At 69.1% G+C, this 24069-nt stretch carries 14 protein-coding genes, 1 tRNA gene and 3 rRNA genes; 8 read left to right on the top strand and 10 right to left on the bottom strand.

Features of this window, described 5'->3' with window-relative positions; genetic code table 11:
* Positions 1-102 precede the first annotated feature (102 nt).
* The 4 genes from EL266_RS04425 to EL266_RS04410 all read right to left on the bottom strand — a co-directional run bounded on the left by EL266_RS04425 (position 103) and on the right by EL266_RS04410 (position 8339).
* Positions 103-2478 (bottom strand): 5'-nucleotidase C-terminal domain-containing protein, encoded by a 2376-nt coding sequence (locus EL266_RS04425; RefSeq protein ID WP_026428126.1) that lies wholly within the window; start codon positions 2476-2478, stop codon positions 103-105.
* Positions 2479-2710: 232 nt separating this feature from the next.
* Positions 2711-2828, bottom strand: a 5S ribosomal RNA gene (gene rrf / locus EL266_RS04420).
* 209 nt (positions 2829-3037) lie between these two features.
* Positions 3038-6228, bottom strand: a 23S ribosomal RNA gene (locus tag EL266_RS04415).
* 555 nt (positions 6229-6783) lie between these two features.
* Positions 6784-8339, bottom strand: a 16S ribosomal RNA gene (locus EL266_RS04410).
* Together the 16S, 23S and 5S rRNA genes form the textbook arrangement of a ribosomal RNA operon.
* A 778-nt stretch (positions 8340-9117) precedes the next feature.
* Here EL266_RS04410 and EL266_RS04405 point away from each other — a divergent pair.
* Genes EL266_RS04405 through EL266_RS04385 form a run of 5 tightly spaced genes read left to right on the top strand, consistent with a single transcriptional unit; the run spans position 9118 to position 13037 of the window.
* Entirely contained in the window at positions 9118-10383 is a 1266-nt protein-coding gene (locus tag EL266_RS04405; protein ID WP_126412158.1) for a hypothetical protein, read from the top strand.
* Positions 10384-10437: 54 nt separating this feature from the next.
* Positions 10438-11043, top strand: a complete 606-nt coding sequence (locus tag EL266_RS04400) for a helix-turn-helix domain-containing protein (protein WP_026427227.1) — start codon at positions 10438-10440, stop codon at positions 11041-11043.
* Complete coding sequence (locus EL266_RS04395) at positions 11036-11794, top strand: B3/B4 domain-containing protein (protein WP_232012111.1); 759 nt, start codon at positions 11036-11038, stop codon at positions 11792-11794. The genes EL266_RS04400 and EL266_RS04395 overlap by 8 nt, the downstream gene beginning before the upstream one ends.
* Entirely contained in the window at positions 11791-12138 is a 348-nt protein-coding gene (locus tag EL266_RS04390) for an antibiotic biosynthesis monooxygenase family protein (protein WP_026427225.1), read from the top strand. Before EL266_RS04395 ends, EL266_RS04390 begins: the two co-directional genes overlap by 4 nt.
* On the top strand, positions 12135-13037 hold the full coding sequence (locus EL266_RS04385) for a dihydrodipicolinate synthase family protein (protein WP_034515011.1): 903 nt from the start codon (positions 12135-12137) through the stop codon (positions 13035-13037). The genes EL266_RS04390 and EL266_RS04385 overlap by 4 nt, the downstream gene beginning before the upstream one ends.
* Positions 13038-13236: 199 nt before the next feature.
* On the opposite strand, the gene EL266_RS04380 is transcribed toward EL266_RS04385, so the two are convergent.
* The 4 genes from EL266_RS04380 to EL266_RS04365 form a co-directional block, all read right to left on the bottom strand.
* Positions 13237-13309: transfer RNA gene (locus EL266_RS04380), tRNA-Ala, on the bottom strand.
* Between the two features lie 95 nt (positions 13310-13404).
* Complete coding sequence (locus EL266_RS04375) at positions 13405-14934, bottom strand: hypothetical protein (RefSeq protein WP_232012110.1); 1530 nt, start codon at positions 14932-14934, stop codon at positions 13405-13407.
* A gap of 182 nt (positions 14935-15116) precedes the next feature.
* Positions 15117-15809, bottom strand: coding sequence for a GNAT family N-acetyltransferase (locus EL266_RS04370; RefSeq protein WP_051281275.1), 693 nt, complete (start codon positions 15807-15809; stop codon positions 15117-15119).
* Positions 15810-15812: 3 nt separating this feature from the next.
* Entirely contained in the window at positions 15813-17024 is a 1212-nt protein-coding gene (locus EL266_RS04365) for a molybdopterin molybdotransferase MoeA (protein ID WP_026427223.1), read from the bottom strand.
* 79 nt (positions 17025-17103) lie between these two features.
* On the opposite strand from EL266_RS04365, the gene EL266_RS04360 reads away from it, so the two are divergent.
* From EL266_RS04360 to mscL, 3 genes are all read left to right on the top strand, one after another.
* Positions 17104-17751, top strand: coding sequence for a 5-formyltetrahydrofolate cyclo-ligase (locus tag EL266_RS04360; RefSeq protein ID WP_026427222.1), 648 nt, complete (start codon positions 17104-17106; stop codon positions 17749-17751).
* A 222-nt stretch (positions 17752-17973) separates the two neighbouring features.
* Positions 17974-18639 carry an SAF domain-containing protein gene (locus EL266_RS04355; RefSeq protein WP_026427221.1) on the top strand — a complete coding sequence of 222 codons (666 nt, stop codon included), beginning with the start codon at positions 17974-17976 and terminating at the stop codon, positions 18637-18639.
* Between the two features lie 96 nt (positions 18640-18735).
* Complete coding sequence (gene mscL, locus EL266_RS04350; RefSeq protein ID WP_026427220.1) at positions 18736-19164, top strand: large conductance mechanosensitive channel protein MscL; 429 nt, start codon at positions 18736-18738, stop codon at positions 19162-19164.
* A gap of 129 nt (positions 19165-19293) precedes the next feature.
* Here mscL and EL266_RS04345 read toward each other — a convergent pair whose 3' ends face one another.
* Together EL266_RS04345 and EL266_RS04340 are read right to left on the bottom strand one after the other, a co-directional pair.
* The gene (locus EL266_RS04345; protein ID WP_051281274.1) at positions 19294-19587 is read right to left on the bottom strand and encodes a hypothetical protein; all 294 of its coding nucleotides are present in this window, start codon (positions 19585-19587) and stop codon (positions 19294-19296) included.
* Between the two features lie 6 nt (positions 19588-19593).
* Complete coding sequence (locus tag EL266_RS04340) at positions 19594-24027, bottom strand: hypothetical protein (RefSeq protein WP_026427219.1); 4434 nt, start codon at positions 24025-24027, stop codon at positions 19594-19596.
* Between the last annotated feature and the right edge of the window lie 42 nt (positions 24028-24069).

Here is a 24069-nt window from a genome sequence, read left to right as displayed (position 1 = left end):
CACGATGCCCTGTTCTCGCAGGTCACGGCCGGTGAGGGCGGATCAGCGGGATCCCGCCGACCGGCCCTCACCGCCGCGCCCGGAGGCGGACCGCCCGAGGCCTCAGGCGCGGTCGGTCTGGCGGAGACGGCGGTGCAGGAGCAGGGCGCCCCCGAGGAGCAGTACCAGCCCTGCGCCGAGAGGGAGCACCGGGGCGGCCCCGGTGCTGGCCAGCCCCGGTCGCCCGGAGGGCCCGGGGGAGGGCTGAGTGCGGGCCGACGGCGTCGCCGTGACCGCCTCCCCCGCCGCCTGCCCGGCAGCAGCCCCGGCAGCGGTCCCGACGCCAGCCCCTGCGGTAGGGGCGGGAGCGGAGGTGGCCTGAGCGGTGGGCGCCGTCGAGGGCTCAGCGGTGGGCGCGCCGGTGGGCGCCGCATCCGCCTCGGCCTCGATGAGGAAGGAGTTGAGGACCGTGCCCGCGGCGTCGAGCGACTCGACGCTCACCCAGCGGCATTGGGCGGCGCTCAGGGTGCGGCAGGGGCCGATCTCGGCGTCGGCGGGCATGGTGAGGCTCAGCTCGGCCCGGCCCGTGGTGGGGCCCGAGGGGTCCACCTGAAGGTCGATGTCCTGGCTGAGGATCTGGGCGCCTCGGCTCATCACCCGAAGGCTGCGAGCACCGGCGGCCTGCTCTGCGCCATTGGTGTAGGCCAGGCCGTCAAGAGTCACGGTCAGCGCGCCGTCATCGCCGGCGCTCACCGACAGGCCCGTCTGCCGCTTGTCATAGGAGGCGGTCACGGCCTGATCGCCGAAGGAGGCCAGGTAGGCCGAGGTGACATCGCGATCCAGGGTGCCGGTGTTGGTGTAGGGCCGACCGCTCAGAGCGGTGTAGCCGTCCCCGCCCTCCAGGAGGAAGGAGTTGGAGGCCACCACCACGGTGTCGGTGTCGGCCAGGGCCTGGCCGTCGATGACGATCTGGCGCACCACCCGGGATCGGGCCGCCTCGATGTCTGCGGCGCGCGTATCGGCCCCGGCCCCTGTGGCCGCCAGATCGGCCTGGATGGCGGCGAGCTCGGCCTGCGCCCCGACGTCGAGCAGGACGCTGGCGTTGCTCGACAGCCCCAGGGTCAGCACCGAGCGGCTGGCGCCGGGCTGCCACTGCTGGGCCAGGAGCGCCTTGAGCTCGGCGCCGGTCATGGTGGTGTAGGCCATCTCGTTGCCGAAGGGCTGGACCGTGTAGGCCTCCCCGGCTGTCAGGACCCCGTCGCCCTCGCCCGCCTCGCTTGAGGCGTAGGTGTAGTCGGCGCGCACTCCCCCGGCGTTCATGATGCCCAGGTAGTGGGCGCCGTCGGGCTGGATGTCCGTGGCCAGCCAGTGGCGGAAGGACTCGGCGATGAGGTTGGAGGCGGTGGACTCGGTGCCACGGTGACTGCCGGGGCCCCCTCCGTCGGATCCGCGCAGGAAGTCCGAGCCGATGCGCGCCAGGGGGCGGGAGCCCTCCGCGGCGGAGTCGGCTTCGGCGCGCGAGACGATCCCGGCCACGCCGTAGGCGTCCGCGGTGCAGGCTGAGGAGCGCAGGTCGATGTTGTCGGCGGTGACCACCGTGGTGGAGCCGGTGGCGGGATCGTGCCTCAGGGAGATGCGCCCCAGCGCCCACCCGTAGTGATCGGCCTGGACGACGGCGATCTGGTTGCCCTCCGCCCCCGTCATGCTCCGGGCGAAGGGCACATGGGTGTGGCCGGCGAAGACGGCGTCGACGTGCCGATTGAATTGCGGCGCGGTGGTGGCGGCGTCCTCGTGGCTGAGGACGACGACGACGTCGGCCTCCCCGTTGGCCTCCTGGCCGTCCTTGAGCTCGGTGGCCCGCGTGTTGGCCCGCTCGATCGCCGGGCTGAGCTCCAGGGTGGAGATCGCTGAGGGGGACACCAGGGTCGGCAGCTCGTCGGTGACGACGCCGACCAGGGCCACCCTCACGCCGTTGATCTCCTTGATGATGGCGCCGCGGCTGCCCTCGGCGTCCAGTGCGGAGGAGCCGGTGAGGTTGGCCGCCAGGACCGGGGCGTCCAGGGTGGGCAGGACCCGGTCCTCCAGGTCGGCCAGGCCCTGGTCGAGCTCGTGGTTGCCCAGGGCCGTCGCATCAACGCCCATGGCGTTGAGGGCCTCCAGGGTCGGGCGGTCCTGGAGGATGGAGGAGACATAGGCCGATCCGCCGATGGAGTCACCGGCGGAGACAAGAAGCGTATGGGGGTTGTCGGCGCGAGCAGCGGCGACCTCGCAGGCCAGGGTGACGGCGCCGGGGTCGACGACGCGGGTCTGCCCGGTGTTCCGGTCGATATCCGTGGTCCGGGATAGGTGGCCGTGCAGGTCGGTGAAGCCGAGCAGGTCGATGGTGACAGCGTTGTCAGCCGCCGGCGCGGGCTCGGCTTGCGCCGGCATGGCGAGAGAGCCGAGAAGAAGGGCTGGGAGCAGCGATGCGAGCGTGGCTGCCAGGCGTGAACGAGGCATGGGACGTCCTTGGGAGACGACGGGGTAGGGACGTCGCTCACAGTACGCCGACACCGTGATATGTGCTACGTGAAAGGGAGCGGAAAAGGGGTCGGAGCGATGTGGCCCGTGGGCGGCTTCGGCCATGGGCGGTGGGTGTCGGGGTGTTTGGGTGTGGTGTGGGGTGTGTTTGGGCCCCTGGGGTCCGCCCTGTTTGGTGTGGGGCGGGTCCCAGGGGCCCGGTGTGGTGTGTGCTCGGTGGTGTCCTACTCTCCCGCACCCTGGCGGGTGCAGTACCATTGGCGCTGGCGGGCTTAGCTTCCGGGTTCGGGATGGGTCCGGGCGTGTCCCCTGCTGCTGTGACCACCGAGACGGTGGTGGGGCTCCCCCTCCTCGTGTGTCCCCTTGTGTGTGGGGTGGGGGGGGTTGGTGCGGTGTTGCGGGTATTCGGTTGTGTGGTGGTTTTGTGTGTGGGTTGGTCGTGGACTGTATAGTGGGTGCGTTGGTGTGTGTGCTCGTTGTGGTTCCCCGGTGTGTTCCCGTGTGCTCGGGGTTTCCCGAGCGTGTTGGGGTTTTGGGGGTTGTTTTGTGTTGGCCTATTAGTACCGGTCAGCTCGGAGGCCATTGCTGGTCTTCCACTTCCGGCCTATCTACCCAGTGGTCTGCTGGGGGCCTTCCACCCACGGGGGGTGTGGAGACCTTGTCTTGGAGGTGGTTTCCCGCTTAGATGCTTTCAGCGGTTACCCGTTCCGAACGTGGCTAACCAGCCGTGCCCCGGGCGGGACAACTGGCATACCAGAGGTTCGTCCGTCCCGGTCCTCTCGTACTAGGGACAGGTCTCCTCAAGTCTCCTGCGCGCGCAGAGGATAGGGACCGAACTGTCTCACGACGTTCTAAACCCAGCTCGCGTACCGCTTTAATGGGCGAACAGCCCAACCCTTGGGACCTGCTCCAGCCCCAGGATGCGACGAGCCGACATCGAGGTGCCAAACCATGCCGTCGATATGGACTCTTGGGCAGGATCAGCCTGTTATCCCCGGGGTACCTTTTATCCGTTGAGCGACGACCCATCCACACGGGATCGCCGGATCACTAGTTCCTGCTTTCGCACCTGCTCGACCTGTCGGTCTCGCAGTCAAGCTCCCTTGTGCACTTGCACTCGACACCTGGTTGCCGACCAGGCTGAGGGAACCTTTGAGCGCCTCCGTTACTCTTTAGGAGGCAACCGCCCCAGTTAAACTACCCACCAGGCACTGTCCCTGACCCGGATCACGGGCCGAGGTTCAGGCGCGCACCATGACCAGAGTGGTATCTCAACAGTGACTCCACCACCACTGGCGTGGCGGCCTCATCGTCTCCCACCTATCCTGCACAAGCCATGCCACACGCCAATACCAAGCTGTAGTAAAGGTCCCGGGGTCTTTCCGTCCTTCTGCGCGAAACGAGCATCTTTACTCGTAGTGCAATTTCGCCGAGCTCATGGTTGAGACAGCGGGGAAGTCGTTACGCCATTCGTGCAGGTCGGAACTTACCCGACAAGGAATTTCGCTACCTTAGGATGGTTATAGTTACCACCGCCGTTTACTGGGGCTTGAATTCACCCCTTCACCACCAGGGGTGGTTGAGGGCTCCTCTTAACCTTCCAGCACCGGGCAGGCGTCAGTCCGTATACATCGCCTTGCGGCTTCGCACGGACCTGTGTTTTTAGTAAACAGTCGCTTCCCCCTGGCCTCTGCGACCCTCCCCCCTAGCCCGCAAACGGGGCTTCAAGGGTTGGGCCCCCCTTCTCCCGAGGTTACGGGGGCATTTTGCCGAGTTCCTTAACCATGATTCACTCGTGCGCCTAGGCATACTCTGCCCGACCACCTGTGTCGGTTTCGGGTACGGGCGGCTGGCACCATCGCGTCGAGGCTTTTCTCGGCACCACAGGATCACCCTACTATCCCCCACCAGTGGTGGGGTCACCATCACGCCTCACCCCCGTCATCCAAGACAGGCCCCCGGATTTGCCTGGGGACCGGGCTGCGCGCTTGAACGGGCCAAGCCATCAGGCCCGCGGAGGCTACCACTGTGCGTCACCCCTGTTAACACGCTTGCCTACCTGCGCGGAGGGTCCCCAGACCCAGCCCCCACCACACCCAGCCACCACCGAAGCGGCAGCCGGGTGCTTGCGTGGGGGCCTGGGCGTGGGTCAGCACCCGCGCGTCAGCATGGTCGGTGCTTCACCGGTACGGGAATATCAACCCGTCATCCATCGACTACGCCTGTCGGCCTCGCCTTAGGCCCCGACTCACCCAGGGCGGACTAGCCTGGCCCTGGAACCCTTGGTCATTCGGCGCTAGGGCTTCTCACCCTAGTATCGCTACTCATGCCTGCATTCTCACTCCCGCGCCATCCACCCCTGGGTCACCCCGAGGCTTCACCCGGCGCGGGACGCTCCCCTACCACCCACCACCCCTGCCAAAAGAAGCCGGGACAAGCCCAGCCCTGGAGGGCTCATATGTGGTGGGTCCGCGGCTTCGGCGGTGTGCTTGAGCCCCGCTACATTGTCGGCGCACGACCACTTGACCAGTGAGCTATTACGCACTCTTTCAAGGATGGCTGCTTCTAAGCCAACCTCCTGGTTGTCTGCGCGACCGCACATCCTTTCCCACTTAGCACACGCTTAGGGGCCTTAGCCGGCGATCTGGGCTGTTTCCCTCTCGACCACGGAGCTTATCCCCCGCGGTCTCACTGCCACGCTAGCGCCCGACGGCATTCGGAGTTTGGTTGACGTCAGTAACCCTGTGGGGCCCATCAGCCACCCAGTAGCTCTACCTCCGCCGGGCAACACGCGACGCTGCACCTAAATGCATTTCGGGGAGAACCAGCTATCACGGAGTTTGATTGGCCTTTCACCCCTACCCACAGCTCATCCCCCCAGTTTTCAACCTAGGTGGGTTCGGCCCTCCACACGCTCTTACACGTGCTTCAGCCTGGCCATGGGTAGATCACCCCGCTTCGGGTCCAGGACGCGCCACTACAATCGCCCCATTCGGACTCGCTTTCGCTACGACTACCCCACACGGGTTAACCTCGCGACACGCCACTGACTCGCAGGCTCATTCTTCAAAAGGCACGCCACCACCCCACACCCACAACAAAGCAGGCAAGGGCTCTGACGGCTTGCAAGCGCCCGGTTTCAGGTACTATTTCACTCCCCTCCCGGGGTACTTTTCACCATTCCCTCACGGTACTATCCACTATCGGTCATCAGGAGGTATTCAGGCAGCCAAGTGGTCTTGGCAGATTCACACAGGATTCCACGAGCCCCATGCTACTTGGGAACCCCACCCACACCAGGAACACCACCGGTTACGCCTACGGGGGTCTCACCCTCTACGCCACGCCATCCCAGACGCCTCGGCTACCAGCACACCCAGTGCCGCCCCCCGGCAGAGAGACGAACAGCAAAGCCCCAACAACACCGCGCACGCAACCCCTGCCGAGTATCACACGCACACGGTTTCACCATCATCCGCTTTCGCTCGCCACTACTCACGGAATATCTTCTCCTACGGGTACTGAGATGTTTCACTTCCCCGCGTCACCCCCCGCGCCCTAGACAATTCAGACACGGGTGACACGACATGACTCGTGCCGGGTCCCCCCATTCGGAAACCCTCGGATCACAGCCCGCCAGCCGGCTCCCCGAGGCTTATCGCAGGCCACCACGTCCTTCATCGGCCCCTGATGCCAAGGCATCCACCGAACGCTCAAAAAAACAAAACAACAACACCACCCCCACACAACAAAAAGCCATGCAGAAGCAATGCGACACAACAAACAAAACACTAAACACATTCACAGCACTACACGCACCACCCCACGCACCCCAGGACAACCCCCAGGACACGCGACAAGGCGGCACGAGATGCTCGCACCCACTATACAGTTCACAACCAACCCACCCACACCCCCAACCCCAGCAGTCACGCCCACGCACAACGCGCGAGCCACTACCACCACCAGAGCACGGGGGTCGGGCCACCAGGGCGCACCGCCCCAGAACCCGACAGCATGCCACCCCCACCACCAGCCCCGCGCACAACAGCGCCAGACAGACAGCAGGGCACCACCCACACCCCACCCCACAAGGGGCACTGATGCTGGTGGTGGTTCCTCATGCCATTACTCCCCGCACCACACCCACCGGGGTGGTGCGGGTCTCCCAATCATTGGCGGCAGCCCCTGTGCTGCGTCCCGGACCGGGCCCCACACAGGGCCCGTAACTACTGGTCTGTCCGGGTCGCAAGGGGTCTGCCGCGCCGCTATTCGGGCTCCTAGAAAGGAGGTGATCCAGCCGCACCTTCCGGTACGGCTACCTTGTTACGACTTCGTCCCAATCACCAGCCCCACCTTCGACCGCTCCCCGTAGGGCCACGGGCTTCGGGTGTTGCCGACTTTCATGACGTGACGGGCGGTGTGTACAAGGCCCGAGAACGTATTCACCGCAGCGTTGCTGATCTGCGATTACTAGCGACTCCAACTTCACGGTGTCGAGTTGCAGACACCGATCCGAACTGAGACCGGCTTTAAGGGATTCGCTCCGCCTCACGGCATCGCAGCCCTCTGTACCGGCCATTGTAGCATGCGTGAAGCCCAAGACATAAGGGGCATGATGATTTGACGTCATCCCCACCTTCCTCCGAGTTGACCCCGGCAGTCTCCCGCGAGTCCCCACCACCACGTGCTGGCAACACAGGACAAGGGTTGCGCTCGTTGCGGGACTTAACCCAACATCTCACGACACGAGCTGACGACAACCATGCACCACCTGTGACAGCGCCCCACAAGGAGGAGACCACATCTCTGCGGCCAGCGCTGACATGTCAAGCCTTGGTAAGGTTCTTCGCGTTGCATCGAATTAATCCGCATGCTCCGCCGCTTGTGCGGGCCCCCGTCAATTCCTTTGAGTTTTAGCCTTGCGGCCGTACTCCCCAGGCGGGGCACTTAATGCGTTAGCTGCGGCGCGGAAGACCCGGAAAAGGCCCCCCACACCTAGTGCCCAACGTTTACGGCGTGGACTACCAGGGTATCTAATCCTGTTCGCTCCCCACGCTTTCGCTCCTCAGCGTCAGTAACGGCCCAGAGACCCGCCTTCGCCACCGGTGTTCCTCCTGATATCTGCGCATTCCACCGCTACACCAGGAATTCCAGTCTCCCCTACCGCACTCAAGCCGGCCCGTACCCACCGCAAGCCCCCAGTTGAGCCAGAGGATTTCACGACAGACGCGACCAGCCGCCTACGAGCTCTTTACGCCCAATAATTCCGGACAACGCTCGCGCCCTACGTATTACCGCGGCTGCTGGCACGTAGTTAGCCGGCGCTTCTTATCCAGCTACCGTCAACCACCCCACACAGGAGGCGGCCTGCTTCACTGGCGAAAGAGGTTCACAACCCGAAGGCCTCCATCCCTCACGCGGCGTCGCTGCATCAGGCTTGCGCCCATTGTGCAATATTCCCCACTGCTGCCTCCCGTAGGAGTCTGGGCCGTGTCTCAGTCCCAGTGTGGCCGTCCACCCTCTCAGGCCGGCTACCCGTCACCGCCTTGGTAGGCCATCACCCCACCAACAAGCTGATAGGCCGCGAGCCCATCCCCCACCAAAAAAACCACAAAGGGTCATCTTTCCCGACCCCACCATGCAGCAGGACCAGAGCATCCCGTATTAGCCCCACTTTCATGAGGTTATCCAAGGAGTGAGGGGCAGGTTACTCACGTGTTACTCACCCGTTCGCCACTAACCAACCCCAACACAAGGCCAGGGCCAGCCCGTTCGACTTGCATGTGTTAAGCACGCCGCCAGCGTTCGTCCTGAGCCAGGATCAAACTCTCCAAAAAAACTCTTCAGAGAAAAAACTCTCCCAGCCCAACCCACCCACACACCACCAACACAGCAGCACACGGGCAGGCCAAACCAAAAACAAAACAACCAGAGCACCCCCCAAACCACACAACCACAAACAGCCGCACAGCCCAAGAAAATGCCCCAGCCAAAAATGGCATAAAAAACATGACACACTATCGAGATCTCAAACAACACACCCACCAGACACAAACCACACAAACGCGACCCGCATCCAAAGGCGACCGGATGAACATTACTGAAATCGAACTTTGACGTCAACTTGAGAATCAGTGATTCCCGCCTCAGCGACTTGTCCGAGTATTCAGTTCACCCTTGCCCGACTCCGACCTCCGGATCACCCGGAGCGGTTGGGCAGGAGGGAACATTACGCACCGGCATCGCCGCGGTCAAACACCAGGGCAGTGATGGTCCGCACACCCGTGGATGCGCGCATCGCCGCGACGCATGCACCGCGGCCGCCCCTGTGCGCCCGGCGTTTCGGGAAGCCTGTGCGCCGAGGCACTGGTGACCCCGATGCCGCTCGGCACAGGCGTCTGGCGGACATCATCACGCCGCCGTGTCATGCTCAAGGGCATGCCGGTCTCTCATCCGTACCCTCCGCGCTCGGGCTCGACCGAGACTCCGCCCCCCGTGCCTCCGACCGTTCAGGTCCCTCTTTACGGCACGGCTCCTGGCGGCGCGGCCGGCATGCCATCCGCATCGAGCGCTGAGCCTCCGTCCGCTCACCGCCGCTCGCCTCGTCGACGGCGAGTGTCTCTCATTGTGCTCCTCATCGTCTCACTGGTGGCCGCCGGAGGACTGGTCACCTACCTACTCACGCGGGATACCCTCAATCCGGGCGGCCGCTGGTCGCCCGCCTGGCTCAATGGCTTCTCCACGGCATGGACCCTGGGGCCTCCTCAGGACATCGGCGAGGACATGAGGATTCTCCTCGAGGAGGATCACCTTGTGCGCGCCGTCAGCATGGGCACGTCCATCACCATCTCCGTCTTCGACATCCGCGATGACGCGCCCCGGCTGCTGTGGCAGGACAGCGTCGAACACTCCGATCCGGATCCTGCCGCGGCCCCGGGTGAGACCGGGGACGCTCTGGGATCCGTCATGGTGTGGCGGAGCAGGATCGTCGTCGGCGCCACCTTGTTCGATCTGCACACGGGCTCTCGCACCCAGGCCCCCTGGCCGGCCACGGCGATAGTCAGCGTTGATTCGACGCAGACCAGGGCCTACACCTGCGAGGGCGCGAGCTGCACCCAGTGGATCTCGCCAACCGAGCGGGGCTGGACAACCACATTGCCCTCCACCGGCAGTGTCGGGAAGGGGATCATCGATCCATCGCAGACGAGCGACGGCCATCTCCTCGCCGCAGTGGCAGAGGATCCTCATGCCGATCAGCCCTCCGGCTACGCCGTCGTTCAGAGCCTCGACGGTGAGGCCACACCTCTGACGGTCACGGGAGCCTCGGCACCGATCGCGCTGGCAGACGGATGGCTGAGCATCGACCGCAGGAGGATCGGAGCCGCGAACACGGTCACCCTCTACGAGCTCGATGGCACCGTCTCCGACACCTTCCCGCTCTTCTCCGAGCCCTTCACCACCTACCCCTGGTCGAGGGCGAAGCTCACCCGTGAGCAGGCCACCGCATGGCTCAAGAACGGCGACACCTCATGGGCCCCTGCCACGATCTCGGTCTCGGCCGACGACGCTGCCTGCCAATCCCTGACGGTGGGCGATCAGCAGCTGGAGCTGGGAGCGGACAACACTCTCACCCGGCAGAAGGACGGGCGGTGCGTGGGCTCGGACGCCATGAAGGCCTTCGAGATCTCAGGGCAGGGAGACATCATCTCCTTCCACCGGATCACGGACACCGGGCGGTTCCTCATCCTGGTCGACGTCGCCAGGGCCACCATCGCCGACCCCATCCCCTTGGGAAGCGGCTGGAAGAGCCATGCCGGCGCCAAGGAGGTGCTGGCAGTGCTGGACGAGAGCGGGCGGATCACGGGCTATCGGGCCCGCTGAGCAGCACACATCCAGATCTCGACAGTACCCATGGAGTGCAGTATAGTGCACTCCATGGATGCACGAGCGGAGTCACTGGCGCATGCGATCGGCGCGCGAGTGAAGCAGGAGCGCAAGGGCCGCGGCTGGACACTCGATCAGCTCGCGGCCCACGCGGGCTTGAGCCGTCGCATGCTCGTCAACGTCGAGCAGGGCAGCGCCAACCCGAGCGTGGGCACGCTGCTGCGACTCTCCGATGCCCTCGGCGTCGGCCTGCCCGCGCTGGTGGAATCGCCTGCCTCGCGCACGGCGACGCTCACCCGGAACGGTGAGGGCGCCGTGCTGTGGACCGGCGACCGCGGCGGCCGAGGGGTCCTCGTGGCCGGCACCCAGCCGCCGAACGTCGTCGAGCTGTGGGACTGGACCCTCGCACCGGGGGAAGAGCATCGAAGCGAGCCGCACAGCGCGGGCACTCGCGAACTGCTGCACGTCCAGGACGGCGTGGTGACGATGGCCGTCGGCGAGGATCGCTTCGAGCTCGCCCGCGGTGATGCGCTGACCTTCGACGGCGACCTGGCCCATGCGTACATGAACACCACTGACGAGCCCGCCCGCTTCTCCCTGACGGTCTACGAGCCGGGAGTCGGGGCGGCGCACAGAACGGAGATCCCGAATGCCTGAGACCATGACCCCCGAGATGAGCCCCGGCGAGTTCCTGGCCGCCTCCACCGTGGAGCCCGCTGTCTTCGCCCTGCGCCCCGACTACCGGGCCATGCTCGTCGTCATCGACGGGCTGACCCCCGCGATCACCGCTCAGGAGGGCGGCAACGGCGTGGATGATCTCGTCGCAGCGGCCGAGGGGCACGCGGCCAGCCTGCTCGCCGCGACTGCGGTGGATCAACTGCCCCACATCGCGGCGTGGCGGGAGGCCTACAGGGGATTCGGGGCGAAGCCGCAGCGCACCCGCAACAGCCTCGAAGCCCTCACCCGTCGCGCTGAGAAGGGCCTTCCGCGGGTCAACGCCCTGACCGACGTGTACAACGCGATCTCGGTGCTGCACCAGATTCCCTTCGGGGGCGAGGACCTCCACCGCTATCGGGGTCCGGCGCGCCTGATCCGCGCCACCGGCGATGAGCCCTTCGACACCACAGTGAGCGGGGAGCCCGCAACCGAGTACCCCAGTGCCGGTGAGGTGGTGTGGTGCGATGACGCCGGGGTGACCTGCCGCAGATGGAACTGGCGCCAGGGGCGCCGCACCGGGCTCACCGATGACACGACCAGGGCCTTGTTCATCCTCGACGCCCTCGCCCCAGTCTCAGACGCCGACCTGCGCGCCGCGGCAGACGCCCTGGTCGACGCGCTCTCGGGCCTGGGCGGCGAGGTTCATGCGACCAGTCGTCTGATCGGGGCACCGCTGAAGGAGGAGGCATGAGCACCGCACCGACGTACGTCTCCACCTTCATCTTCGAGACGAAGAGCCTGACCGACGAGTTCCACCGCCTCAACAGCGAGATCGCCCAGCGCGCCCGCCAGATCCCCGGCTTCCTCGGGGAGGAGGCCTGGCACAACGCGAGCACCGGCCTGCATGCGGAGGTCTACTACTGGACCAGCATGGAGGCGCTGCGCACCCTGGTCGAGATGGATGCGCACCGGCTCGCGAAGTCCCGCAACGGGGAGTGGCTCGGCGAGTACCGGGTGGTGATCTCCGAGGTGCGGTCCGTCTACGGCAACCCGGTCCTGGGCCTTGAGCATCGGCCCGATCAGGAGCCGTCATGAGCTCCCTGTTCACCGGCCTGAGCGCCTTCCCCCTGACCCCGCTCCACGATGATGCCGTCGACGAGGCGGCATTCGCCGGACTCATCGAAGGACTCGCGGCGGCGGGCGTGGACTCGATCACCGCTCTCGGGTCCACCGGCTCCTACGCCTATCTCACGCCCGAGGAACGAGCCGGCGTGGCCCGCCTGGCCGTGGAGCACGCTGGTGCGACGCCGGTGTTCGTCGGGGTCGGGGACCTGCGCGGCTCGCGTGTGCTCACCCATGTCGACAATGCGGAGGCGGCGGGCGCGGCGGGGGTGCTGCTGGCCCCGATGACCTATCAGCCGCTTACCGCCGATGAAGTGTTCGAGCTCTTCCGCACCGTCTGCGAGCACACTGAGCTGCCGGTGATCGTCTACGACAACCCCGAGACCACGCACGTCACGTTCACCACCGATCTCTACGCCCGCATCGCGGAGCTGCCGGGCATCGCCTCGATCAAGATCCCCGGCGTGCCCGTAGACCCGCTGAGGGCGCAGGAGCATGTGGCGGCGATTCGCGCGGTGATCCCGGAGCATGTCACGATCGGGGTCTCCGGCGATGCCTTCGCCGCGACGGGCCTGAACGCGGGTTGCGAGGCCTGGTACTCCGTCATCGCAGGCACCCTGCCTGAGCCGGCTCTCACGATCACTCGCGCCGCTCAGGCAGGCCGCGCCGACGAGGCGGTCGCCGAGTCGGAGCGACTCGCCCCACTGTGGGAGCTGTTCGCCGAGTTCGGAGGCAGCCTGCGCGTCATCGCCGCAATAGCCGAATACCTCGGCCTTGTCCCGCACCAGTCCCTGCCCCTGCCCATCCAGGGCCTGACCGCCCCCCAACGGGAACGAGTGGCCTGCGTGGTCGACCACCTCAGCCTTGACTGAGCACCGTCGAACACCGACCTTCCTGCTCAAAGACCCCATCCGGTAGGGGCACGACTTGTCCACCGTGAACAACTTTACCCGCGTCCGCCCTCGGGTCCTCGAGGAGGAAAACGCTCTGACCTGCACGTTTGGCAAGGCGACAGAGGTCGATGGGCCTTAAAGCTGTTCACGGTGGACAAACCGGCCTGACTGCGAGGGGTGGAGCTAGGGGGATTCGAACCCCCGACCTTCTCATTGCGAACGAGACGCGCTACCAACTGCGCCATAGCCCCTTGTGCGCCACGATCGTAGCACCGTGGCGGGTGCTGGGAGCAAATCGGGCGGCGGTGACAACGCCCACCGCCGCCCGGTCAACCCCGGAGTCCCGCTACTCGCCCGCGGCGCGGCGCCGCTCCAGGATCGCGTCCAGGTCGATGGGCTGGAAGTCCTGCTCGGCGAAGTCCGGCGCCGTGAAGGTCCTCACCGTCTGCGGGCGCGCGGGCACCGGGGCCGAGGCATGCTCCTGGACCACCGGCTCGGCGTAGGCCCGCCGGGGTGCGCGCGCCGCCAGGGTGTAGGTGGGCGCGGGCACCTTGATCGGGTGCCAGCCCTGGGGCGGCGTGGCCGTCGTCAGCTCCTTGACAGTGCTCTTGTCGGTGCTGGTCGAGCCCGTCGAGCGCGAGGCCTTGCACACGCCGGACTCGTGCCGCTGCTCGGCGGCGGGCACGTTCTCCACCGGTGCCGGCTCCTGGACCTCGACCCGCTCGGCAGCGGGCTCGCGAGGCTCGCTGCCCGCCCCACCGGCCACCGAGGCCGTCGCCCGCTCGGGGCCGGCCTCCACGGCCGCCGCGACCGCCCCGGCATCCTCATGAGCCTTCCTGCGCGGCACGATCTGGGACCATGCCGGGCTGCTGGCCCTGAAGGACATGGCGGCGCTGAGGAACTCACTGGTGCGGGGCCGCCGGGATGCGCGAGCCGCGGGCTCGCCAGTCTCGCCGGCCTCATCGGCCCCGGCCGGCTCAGCGCCCTGCTGGGAGGGCGCCCAGGCGGGCTCACCGATCTCGGCGTCCATGCTGGGCTCATCGCCAGCGGCCGCCACCGACGTCTCGCTGGGCTCCAGCTCCTCGATCTCACCGATCTCCAGAGCCGACGCCGCCGACTCCTCGCTGCGAGCCCCCGCGGAGGCCACCGCGCCCTCGCGATCCACGCGAGCCTCGCGCAGGTCGCTCTCCTCGCGGCCGACGGAACGGCCCTGCTCGCGCTGCGGCTCGCCGATGGCCTCGGCCAGGGCGGCCTGCCTGAGCTCGGCCATCTCGGCCATGGAGTCCATGGAGTCCTTGGAGTCCTTGCCCTGCTGGCTCTCCAGGGACTGCGCCACCACCGCGGTGGAGGTGCGCCGGCCCGTCAGCCCCACGAGCTCGCGCTCGAGCTCGGCGATCCTCCGGGTCTCGCGGCGCTCCGAGGCCGCCGAGGCCCTGGCCGCGCGGTGCCCGGCGGCCATGGAGACTCCCAGCAGCGCGGTGGGCACCAGCGCGGGCCACCACGGCAGCGCGGTGAAGAGACCCAGCACCCATGCGCCCAGGGTCACGCCCAGCAGCACGCAGGCCACCACGCCCCGGTGGGAGGCGGCCACCCGCCGCCGCTCACGAGCCTGGGCATGCGCCTTGCGGGCGCGGGTGAGCTCGCGCTCGGTGCGCAGCGCACGCACGTTCCTGACAGCGGGCCTGTTCATCGCCCTCACCTTTGGTCGACGTCGGAAGAGCTCCGCATGCCCACTGCTCTGACAGGTCTCCTCAGCCAGGGCCGGTCCCGTGTCCAGGACTCGGAGCTCGGCGGAGTAGCGGTCCTCAATATTGGACAGGCCGGTCATCTCCCGGCGCCCCACCAGGAAGGGCAGAAGGTATACGGCGAGAATCACGATGAGGGCAGTAAACGCCCAGACCTCGATTCCCACACTCCAACCGTATGCGCCGCCCCGTCCTCAGACACGGACTGACACTCCGTGTCGGCTGCGAAATCGCTGGGATTCGCAACGAAAAGTGGCTATCACAAGCACCAGGGGAAACCTGATTCACGCCAGTCACACCAATCTCATCAGTGTCAGGATTGTCCGCCTGTCAGCCCATCGACAAAACCCGCACGGCCGCGCCGGTCCTCCGCGACGACGGCGAAGGAGACATGGTCCGCCCACACCCCATTGATATGCATGTACCGACGGCGCAGCCCCTCCTCGCGCAGCCCCAGGGCCCGGCACAGCGCCAGGCTCCGGTCATTCTCGGGGCGCACATTGATCTCCACCCGATGCAGCCCCACGGCCGGCCCCAGCAGATGGTCCAGGGCCATGGCCACCGCCAGGCGCGCGATCCCGCATCCCTCGAGGGACCCGCCGATCCAGTACCCCACCTGCGCGCTGCGCAGGCTTCCCCAGTGGATGGGGTCGACGCTCAGCTGCCCACCGAGTGCGCCATCGACCTCGATGACGAAGGACATGGCCTCCCCGAGCCGGGCGCGCCTCTCCTGGGCGCGCACGAAACTGGCGAAGTCCAACGCGCCCTCCCCCGCTTGAGGCGGGAGCGTGGCCTCCCAGGGGGACAGGCGGGCGTCGTCGGCCAGTCTCAGGGCCCGCCAGGCCTTCTCGTCCTGGAGACGCAACTCGCGCAGGGCCACCACCGCCGCCCCGGCCAGCCCTCGCTCAGCGGCGCGGGCGCTCAGGCGCACGGGCCAGGCGAAGCGCCGGGGCTCGGACGACCACAGCCTGCCCAGCAGACGGCCGCCCGCCATGGCTCTGACCACCGCTCAGGAATCCAGGACCAGGCAGTGGAGGGTATCGCCGGTCACCACCGTCTGCGTGCCCTCGGGCACCACGGCGATGGCATTGGCGCGCGCCAGGGCGTGCAGGCTGATGCGCCCGGGCGGCGCGGTCGGCTCCGCCCGATAGCCCTGGGCCGGGGAGCCGGTCAGGTTCACCGGGACGAACTCGCGCATCCCCGCCGGGGAGCGCCACCCCGCCGAGACGATGGCCGGAAGAGAGGAGCGGTGCAGGGAGGCCCGCCCCGCGATCTGCCGCAGCACGGGGCGCACGAAGGTCTCGAAGGCGATCTGCGCGCTGACCGGGTTGCCCGGCAGGCAGAAGATCGGCGTGCCCTCGATGGTCCCCAGCCCCAGCTGGCGCCCCGGGGACATGGCCACCGCGTCGAAGCGCACCGCGCCCAGGGGGGCCAGCACCTCCTTGATGGTGTCCCCCTGACCCGCGGACAGGCCGCCGGTGGTGATGAGCATGTCCGCCCGCACCAGCTGATCCTCGATGCACTCGGTCAGCGCCCCCAGCTCGTCGGGGACGGCCGCCACACGGAAGGCCCGCCCCCCGGCATCGGTGACCGCCGAGGCCAGGGCGTGCCCATTGGCGTCGAAGACCTCCCCGGCCTCGCGGGCCTGCCCCGGCTCGACCAGCTCATTGCCGATGGAGATCACGACCACGCGGGGCGCCGGGCGAACCCGCACCCGATTGAGGCCCAGTCCGGCCAGCAGGGCGACATGGCGCGCAGAGACGCGCGAGCCCCGGGCCAGGACCGTGGTGCCCTCACGCACGTCCTCGGCCCGGCGCCGCATGTTCTCACCGGCCGCCACGGACCGCCCCACTGCCACCCGGGACGAGCCCCGGTCCGTGTCCTCCCAGGGGACGACGGCGTCGGCGCCCAGGGGAAGGGGCGCGCCGGAGTCGATGAGGATGGCCGATCCGGGCACCAGGCGGGTGGCGCGCATATCGCCGGCGCGCACGGAGTCGATCACGTCCAGGGCGATGGGGCGCTGGGGCCCGGCCCCGACCAGGTCGGTGGAGATGACGGCGTAGCCGTCCCGGCCGGCCAGGTCCACGGCGGGAAGATCGATGCCGGCCACCACATCCTGGGCCAGCACGCAGCCGACGGCATCGGGGAGGACCACATCCAGTGGTGCGGCGGCCTGGGCGATCTCGAGGCAGGCAGCCAGGTGCTCGGCGACTGTTCTCATGGGGCTCAGATTACCGGCTTGACAGCGCGATTTCGGGGAAGCGGCCCTGTTCCTGACGGGAACCTGAGAGGATGGTGCCATGAGCGACGGCGCCCCGACCCTGCCCGATACCGGCCGCCTGGCACCCGATGACGCCAAGGAGCAGCTGCGCACCGCCCTGCGAGACCGACGCCGCTCCCGCCACCCCCATGATCGGGCCCACGGCCCGGCCTGCCACGCCCTGACCGAGCACGCCCTGGAGGCGGTCGCCGGGGCGGGATGCGTGGCGGCCTTCGTGTCCACCGGCGCTGAGCCCTGCACCCGTCTGCTCCTGGAGTCGCTTCACACCCGGGGGGTGCGGGTGCTGCTGCCGGCGCTGGGCCCGCAGCTGGCCCGCAGCTGGGCGGAGTACCGCGGCGCCTCGGACCTGGGCGAGCGAGCCCCTGGAAGGCCCCCGGAGCCGGGGGGCGAGGCACTGGACTCCCAGGCCCTGGCCCAAGCCGACGCCGTGCTCCTGCCCGCCCTGGCGGTGGACCGGGCCGGTCGCAGGCTCGGTCAGGGCGGCGGCTGGTACGACCGCGTCCTGCCGCTGCGCCGCCCGGGCGTTCCGACCTTCGCCGTGCTCCATCCCGACGAACTGGTCCCCGGTCCCCTGCCCACCGAGGAGCACGACCAGCCGGTCGAGGCGGTCATCACCGCCGAGCAGTGGTTCCTCCTGGAGGGCTCGCAGTTCGCCTCCGGCTCCTGAGCCCCGGACTCCGCGGGGCGCCGGGCACCACAGGCGGCACCGCACCACCGCTGTCCACAGGGCCGCGCACCGACCGCGCAGCGCGCCGGGGAGCGGCTCACCATCGGGGTCATGACACCGACACTCCTGCGCCGCTCGGCCCCGCCCGGCCCCCATGACCCGGTCCCCTCCCACCGCGGACGCACCCGCCCCTCTCTGCTGCTGTGGCGCCACCGCCACCTGGTGGTCGCCGTCTGCCTGGGCGCAGCGGTCCTGGTGGCCCTCAGTGTTCTGCGCCCGGGACCCGAGCCGGGCCAGCAGGCCCTGGTGGTCTGCCGCCCGGTGTCCGCCGGCAGCGTCTTGACGCAGGCGGATCTCCAGAGGCGCAGCATCCCCCTGGACGCCCTGCCGGAGTCCGGCCTGGCGGGCGATGAGGCCGTGGGCAGCCGGGCGGCCATCTCCCTGGAGCCGGGCACCGTGCTGACGGCCTCGATGACCAGCGCCGCCATCGCCCAGGGACTGACCCCCGATGAACGACTGGTGCAGGTGCCCGTGGAGGTCGGCGCCGAGCTGGCCGTCCCCGGCGCCCGAGTCGACCTCATCGGCGAGGCGGCGCCGACGATCCCTCAGGACCAGGGCACCGGGACCGGGGCCGAGTCCGGGGCCGAGCCCAAAGCCGAGTCGGGGGCTGAGCCCGCATCCGCAGCGCCCCCTGCGCTGGGAGCGCCGCGCACCGCGGTGCTGGCACGCGGTGCGCGAGTGGTGCTCGTCCAGGCGCATAGCGATGGCAATCAATGGACATCCGGGAGAAAGGTCACATTTGTGACACTTGCGGTCGCCGCCAGTGACGCTACTCTGGTAGTTGGCGCGGCCACGAATGGTGCGCTCGGCGTTGTGCTGAGCCCGTGATGCCGCTGCGGCCGCTCGGGCTTCGAGCGCGTCTTTTCCGTTCCCCCCGAGGCGCACACGGCAGACCTACGCCTGCGCCACAACGAAAGGATCGTCATGATCAAGGGATTCAAGGAGTTCATTGCCCAGGGCAATGCTCTGGAGCTCGCCGTCGCCGTCATCATCGGTGGGGCCTTCAGCCCGATCGTTGACGCGATCACCAAGGCCATCATGACCCTCATCGGTCAGATCATCGGTTCGCCGAACTTCGACGCCGTGGGCGCCTTCTCCCTGGTCGGCGGGTTCCACATGCCCACCGCCGAGCAGGTCACGGCCAACCCCGACGCCTACATCATGCCCGGCACCATCCTGACCACCGCCATCAACTTCCTCCTGGTGGCCCTGGCCGTCTACTTCTGCATCGTCGTGCCGATGAACAAGCTCAAGGAGCTCCAGAAGAAGGCTGAGGAGGAGGCTCCCGCCGAGCCCACCGATGTCGAGCTGCTCTCCGAGATCCGCGACCTGCTCGCCGCCCGCAACAGCTGAGGCGGCCCCAGCCCGCTCCAGGGCTGAGCCACAGGCTGACGAGTCAGGCCCCACGGCGCATTGCGCCGTGGGGCCTGACTCTTTCATGGACCGGTATGGGCAGGGCGGCCGCCCCGCTGTGAGTACTTCCTACTGCCAGTGGGGCGGGACATCGGCCAGGAGGCGGGCGTCATTGGAGTCTTTGGCGTCGTCGGCATGCCCTGCATGCCCTGCCCGCCCGGCCCTCTCCGCCCGTCCCGTCCGCTCATCCTGCCCGGCGCCCGTGGCCAGGGGGTCGTGCTCGTAGTCGGGGCGGGCCAGGTCCTCGGGCTCCAGGCCCTGCGCCAGGCGCCGGCGATCGCGCGCTGAGAGGGCCACCACCCGACGACGGCGCCCGGCCCGGCGCGCCGCCCAGCCCTCGGCTGCCCGTCCCTCGTCAGTCACTGTCAGTCACCGGGCCCGCCGCACGGCGTTGGCCAGCACGGCGTCAATGCCCGCCCCGCGGCGGCGCAGCGCCAGTGTGGAGCGGAGCTCCTCGATCTCCTCGCTCTCCTGGCGCACCAGGCCGTCTGAGCGGATCCAGGCCACGAGCTCATCGAGCTGGTCATCGGAGTAGGCCTGCAGGGGCAGGCCCTGGGCGATGGGCGGGCGTGGCCGACGCTCAGCCGAGCCGGCGCCACCCACCGAGGGCGCCTGCGCCGCCTCCTCCACCACGGCCGCGCTGGCAGAGCTGGCCGCGCTGGCCGCAGCAGGCGTGGCCGCGGCCTCGTCTCCCGCATCATCAGGGGCCTGGCCGCCTGCCGCCCCCACCGGCGAGGCCGCCGGGGGCGCGGGATCCGGCTCGCCGTCCTCCAGGCGCGGGGGCAGGGCCTCCACATGCGGGGACTGGGCCTCCTGACGGGCGATGAGCTCGGCGAGCACCAGCTCCTCAACGGCGGCCGCCTCCCCCTCGGGATCGACGAAGACCCCCACGGAGAAGGCCATGTGGACCCGCCAGCCGCGCCTGACCAGGCGCTCAACGCTGTAGCGGTCACGGCGCCGCAGGCTCGGCTCGGCGACGTAGTCGGCGTCATCGGTCAGGACGGCCACGAGCAGCTCGTCGGGGAAGTCGGGATGGCCGATCGCCAGCGGAATGCGCACCCCGCCGTCCACGCCGTAGCGCGGCACCACGGACAGGCCCTTTCGCCACAGCCTCTCGGCGAGGTCGACCAGCAGGCGATCGGGCATGCGCCCGGCCGAGGCGGCTGCCTCCGAGGCGTGCTCGGCCCGGGAGAGCACCTCGCGCAGGAGCCGGGCCCCGGCGGCGTGCAGACGACTGGCGTCGATGTCGCTGGCCGCCAGACAGGAGACCACCTCGGTCGCGCCTCGCGAGGCGCACAGGGCCTCGACCAGTCCCACCATCCCGGCATGATCGGCCACCGAGGCGAAGCTGTGGATGGTGCGTCCGTGCGGCGTCTTGGCATAGCCGACGCTGAGGATGATGTGGTCGCGCCGGATGGAGCGGGCCTGGCTGAGATCCACCACCATGAAGGGCTCGGGCGCCCCCGGGGAGAAGAAGTCCTCCAGGGCCGGGGATCCGGCCACCGCATGGGTGATGGCGCTGCGCACCGCCTCGGCGTGCCGCGCGTTGAGGGCGATGACCCCCAGTGACTCATCCGGGCGCGTCAGGGCGCGATCGATGACCAGGTCGACGACGCGGTCCACCTCCGCGGCCACCGTCTCGACGGCTGTCTGCCCGGGGGCCGGCATGCCCCGGCCGTCGACGAGCTCCAGGCTCAGGCGCCCCGCCCCCGGTGGGGCCGGGATCGCCTCGACGACGCCCTCGTAGCCGTGCTCGGACAGGAAGGAGGCGATGCCGGCGTCCAGGGCGTTGCGGGAGGTCGGCAGCGTCACCCTGGGCAGCAGGGGCCCGAGCTCGGCGGCCAGGCCGGTCTGGCCGCGGCGCGGGTCGCCCACCACCAGGACCTGCTCGGCGCGCACGAAGGCCGGCAGCACCTGCGCCACCGGCATATGGGCGCTGGCATCGAGAACCACCAGGTCGATCAGCGCCATGGGGTCCAGGACCTGGGGCACCAGGGTGGGCGGGACGATCCAGACCGGCTTGGCCACCAGCGCCATCGGGTGGGCGGCGATGATGTCCCTCAGCGGCACCCCGTCCTCGCGGGCCAGGGCGATGTAGAGCGCGCGCGCCTCGGCCTTGTCCGCATCCACCGCCATGCGCACGCGGCGCGCGTAGGCCTGGGCCACGGGCCCGGGCAGGGACTGCGACTGGGCGGCGTCCAGGTCGCGCAGGCCCTGGGCGAGTCGGCTCAGCGCCGTGGCATCCAGTCCGCCCAGGGCCTGATCCTCACGCATGATCTGGGACAGCAGCGAGGACCACCAGCAGTAGGTGAGCTCGGCATCGATGAGCTCCTCGGGCACGTCCCGGGCGGCGATGTCGGCCACGAAGTCCGTCAGCCCCAGGGAGTCGAGCTCGGCGCGCAGGCGGTTGACCTCGGGGAGCTTCTGGGCGGTGAGGTCGTCGGCGGCGAGGCCCTGGACCAGCTCCAGGACCTCCTCGAAGGGGCGATCCACCAGTGCGGTGGTGTGCCCGCTGCGGGCCAGGATCGGCTCGATGGCGTCCATGGCCGTGCGCGCGCGGGAGGCCGCCAGGGCCATCTCATCAAGGCCCTGGGGCAGGCGCGGCCAGCCGCCGTCAGGATGGTGGCGATTCCACAGCTCCCGGCGCTGCTGGACGGCCACGAGCTCATCGTGCAGGTCCTCGACCACGCGGCCGGGGCGCACCAGGTCCTTGGCCTGGCGGGTGAAGCGGCGCCGGCTGGAGCCGTCCATGTAGATGCCCCGGGCCTCCCGCCACTTCTTGGAGGCGGTGGCGATGACCATGTCAGCGGCGGAGCGCTCGAAGACCTCCGGTAGGAAGACGTCGAGGGACTCGCGCACGCCGTCGAGCATCTCGAGCTGCTCCTGCCACTGGGACAGGCAGGTCGGTCGGGTCAGGCCCGCCGACTGGCTGGCCGAGTCCACATGCTCGGTGATGGCCGGCAGCAGGTCGACCGACAGGGCGCGCATATGCACCAGCGCGTCGGTGGCCTCATCCATATCCGTCACGGCGATGCCATTCCAGGCGCTGGAGGCCACCTCGGTGGTGAACACCCCCAGGGCGTGGCCGCGATGGAGGAGCTCGCGGGCCCGCTCCAGCCCGGGCTCGTCAAGGCGCTCCAGGCGCCCGGGAGCGATGCGCGCCTTGGTGGAGGTGCGCGAGCGACGGCTGGTCATATCCGCCAGGGTCTGCAGGGCCTCGTAGGCCGATACCCCCCACGGCTCGCGGCGCTTGTGCAGGGCGGCGACATAGCCGCCCAGGCGGGCGCGCACCTGCTCCAGGCGCTCGCGCATCTCGACGATGCCGGCCACATCCAGCTCGGGGGGCTGGACGCCCATGGCCTCACGGATCTCCTCCGAGGCGTGCAGCCTCCAGGCGGCGTCCTCGGTCAGGTCCAGGACCAGGGAGCCCAGGCCAGCCGCGCGCAGGGCATCGGCCACGGCATGGCCATCGGCGCTGGTGGCAGGCACGTGCACCACGGTGCGCCCCGAGGCGGCCGCATCGGCGAAGACCGCGGCCAGCGTTGCCGGGACATCCGATCCCGGGGGCGCGTCGATGAGGAGGCTGGCCCCCGAGCCCACGGCCTCGATGGCCGCCAGCTGCCCGGGGTCCAGGTCGCCCACGCCCCGCTCGGCCCCCGTGGGCCGGTCCGCCCGCTGAGGGCGGGGCAGCTCGACGGCCAGTGCGGTGCGCGCGCCCTCATCGCCGGCCAGGGCCGCCACCAGGGCGGAGGTGCGGGAGCGCTCGATGACGGCATCGAAGTCCTCGACCAGCGCCTGGCCGGGGTGGACGAAGGCCCCCACCACCAGCCGCTCATGGATCTCGAATCCCGGCAGGTGCTGGCGGCCCAGGGCCCCGATCCGAGCCAGGGCGGCCCGGGGGGTGAAGCCCGCGGTGGACAGGGCCGCCCGGGCGATGCCCTCAACGTCGGCGCTGCACTGGTAGCGGCGCAGCGCGCGGGTGAGCACCGGGTTGACCTCGATGCTCGGCTCCAGTGTCAAGGAGGCATCCGATGAGGCGTTGGCCAGGCGCACGGGCCGCAGCAGAACGGGGGCGTTGACCGTGCGCACGCGGGGGCCGGGGTCCTCGGCCGGGAGGAAGCCGGCGGCAGCCATGGCGGCCTGGGCGGCGTGCTCGGCGGCGATGCGCTCGACATGCGGGATCTGGGCGGTGCGGTCAGCGTCGCCGGACTGCGCCACTCCCAGGTCATAGGGCGTGGCGGGGTCGGGCCGCAGGTCGGCCTCGGCCCGGTCCTCCTGGTCGTCGTCGGGCACGGTCTCGTTCCAGGTGGCCACGCCGATGGCCAGGCAGACGGGGGCCACGCCGAAGCTGCGGGCCAGGACCTCGGAGCGAGTGGCGACCTCCTCGAGCGACTGGCGGGCCACGCCCAGCGCGCCGTGCTCGCGCACCAGGCTGGTCAACTGGGTGGAGCGGCCGGCGTAGAGCTGGGCCAGCCCCGAGGGATGGGCGGCGGTCAGATCAACGACGCCCTCCAGGGAGGCGATGTCGTCCAGGCTGGCCACGCCGCCCAGGTCCACGAGCTCGTCGCGCCAGACGCTGAGGGCGGCCTCGATGCGCTCGCGACGCTCCTCATCGGCCTCTGTCAGGGGAGGGGCGGGCGCAGGCCCGGGATCGCGGGGAGGCCGAGCGGCGGGCTCGCGCGGGGGCGGGGCGGGCTCGGCGATCGGCGGCTGCGCGGGGCGCTCCATGACCTCGTCAGGCTCATTCGTCGCGGGGGCGGCGGATCGCCGTCTGCGGCCGAAGGAGAACAATGGAGGCGTCATAGCGCCCAAGATAACGGGCCGGCACGCCCAGAGCGTGACGAC

The organism is Actinomyces slackii, from assembly GCF_900637295.1.
GTDB lineage: Bacteria > Actinomycetota > Actinomycetes > Actinomycetales > Actinomycetaceae > Actinomyces > Actinomyces slackii.
Note: the sequence above shows the minus strand (reverse complement) of the source record. Positions and strands in the feature narration are given on the sequence as shown.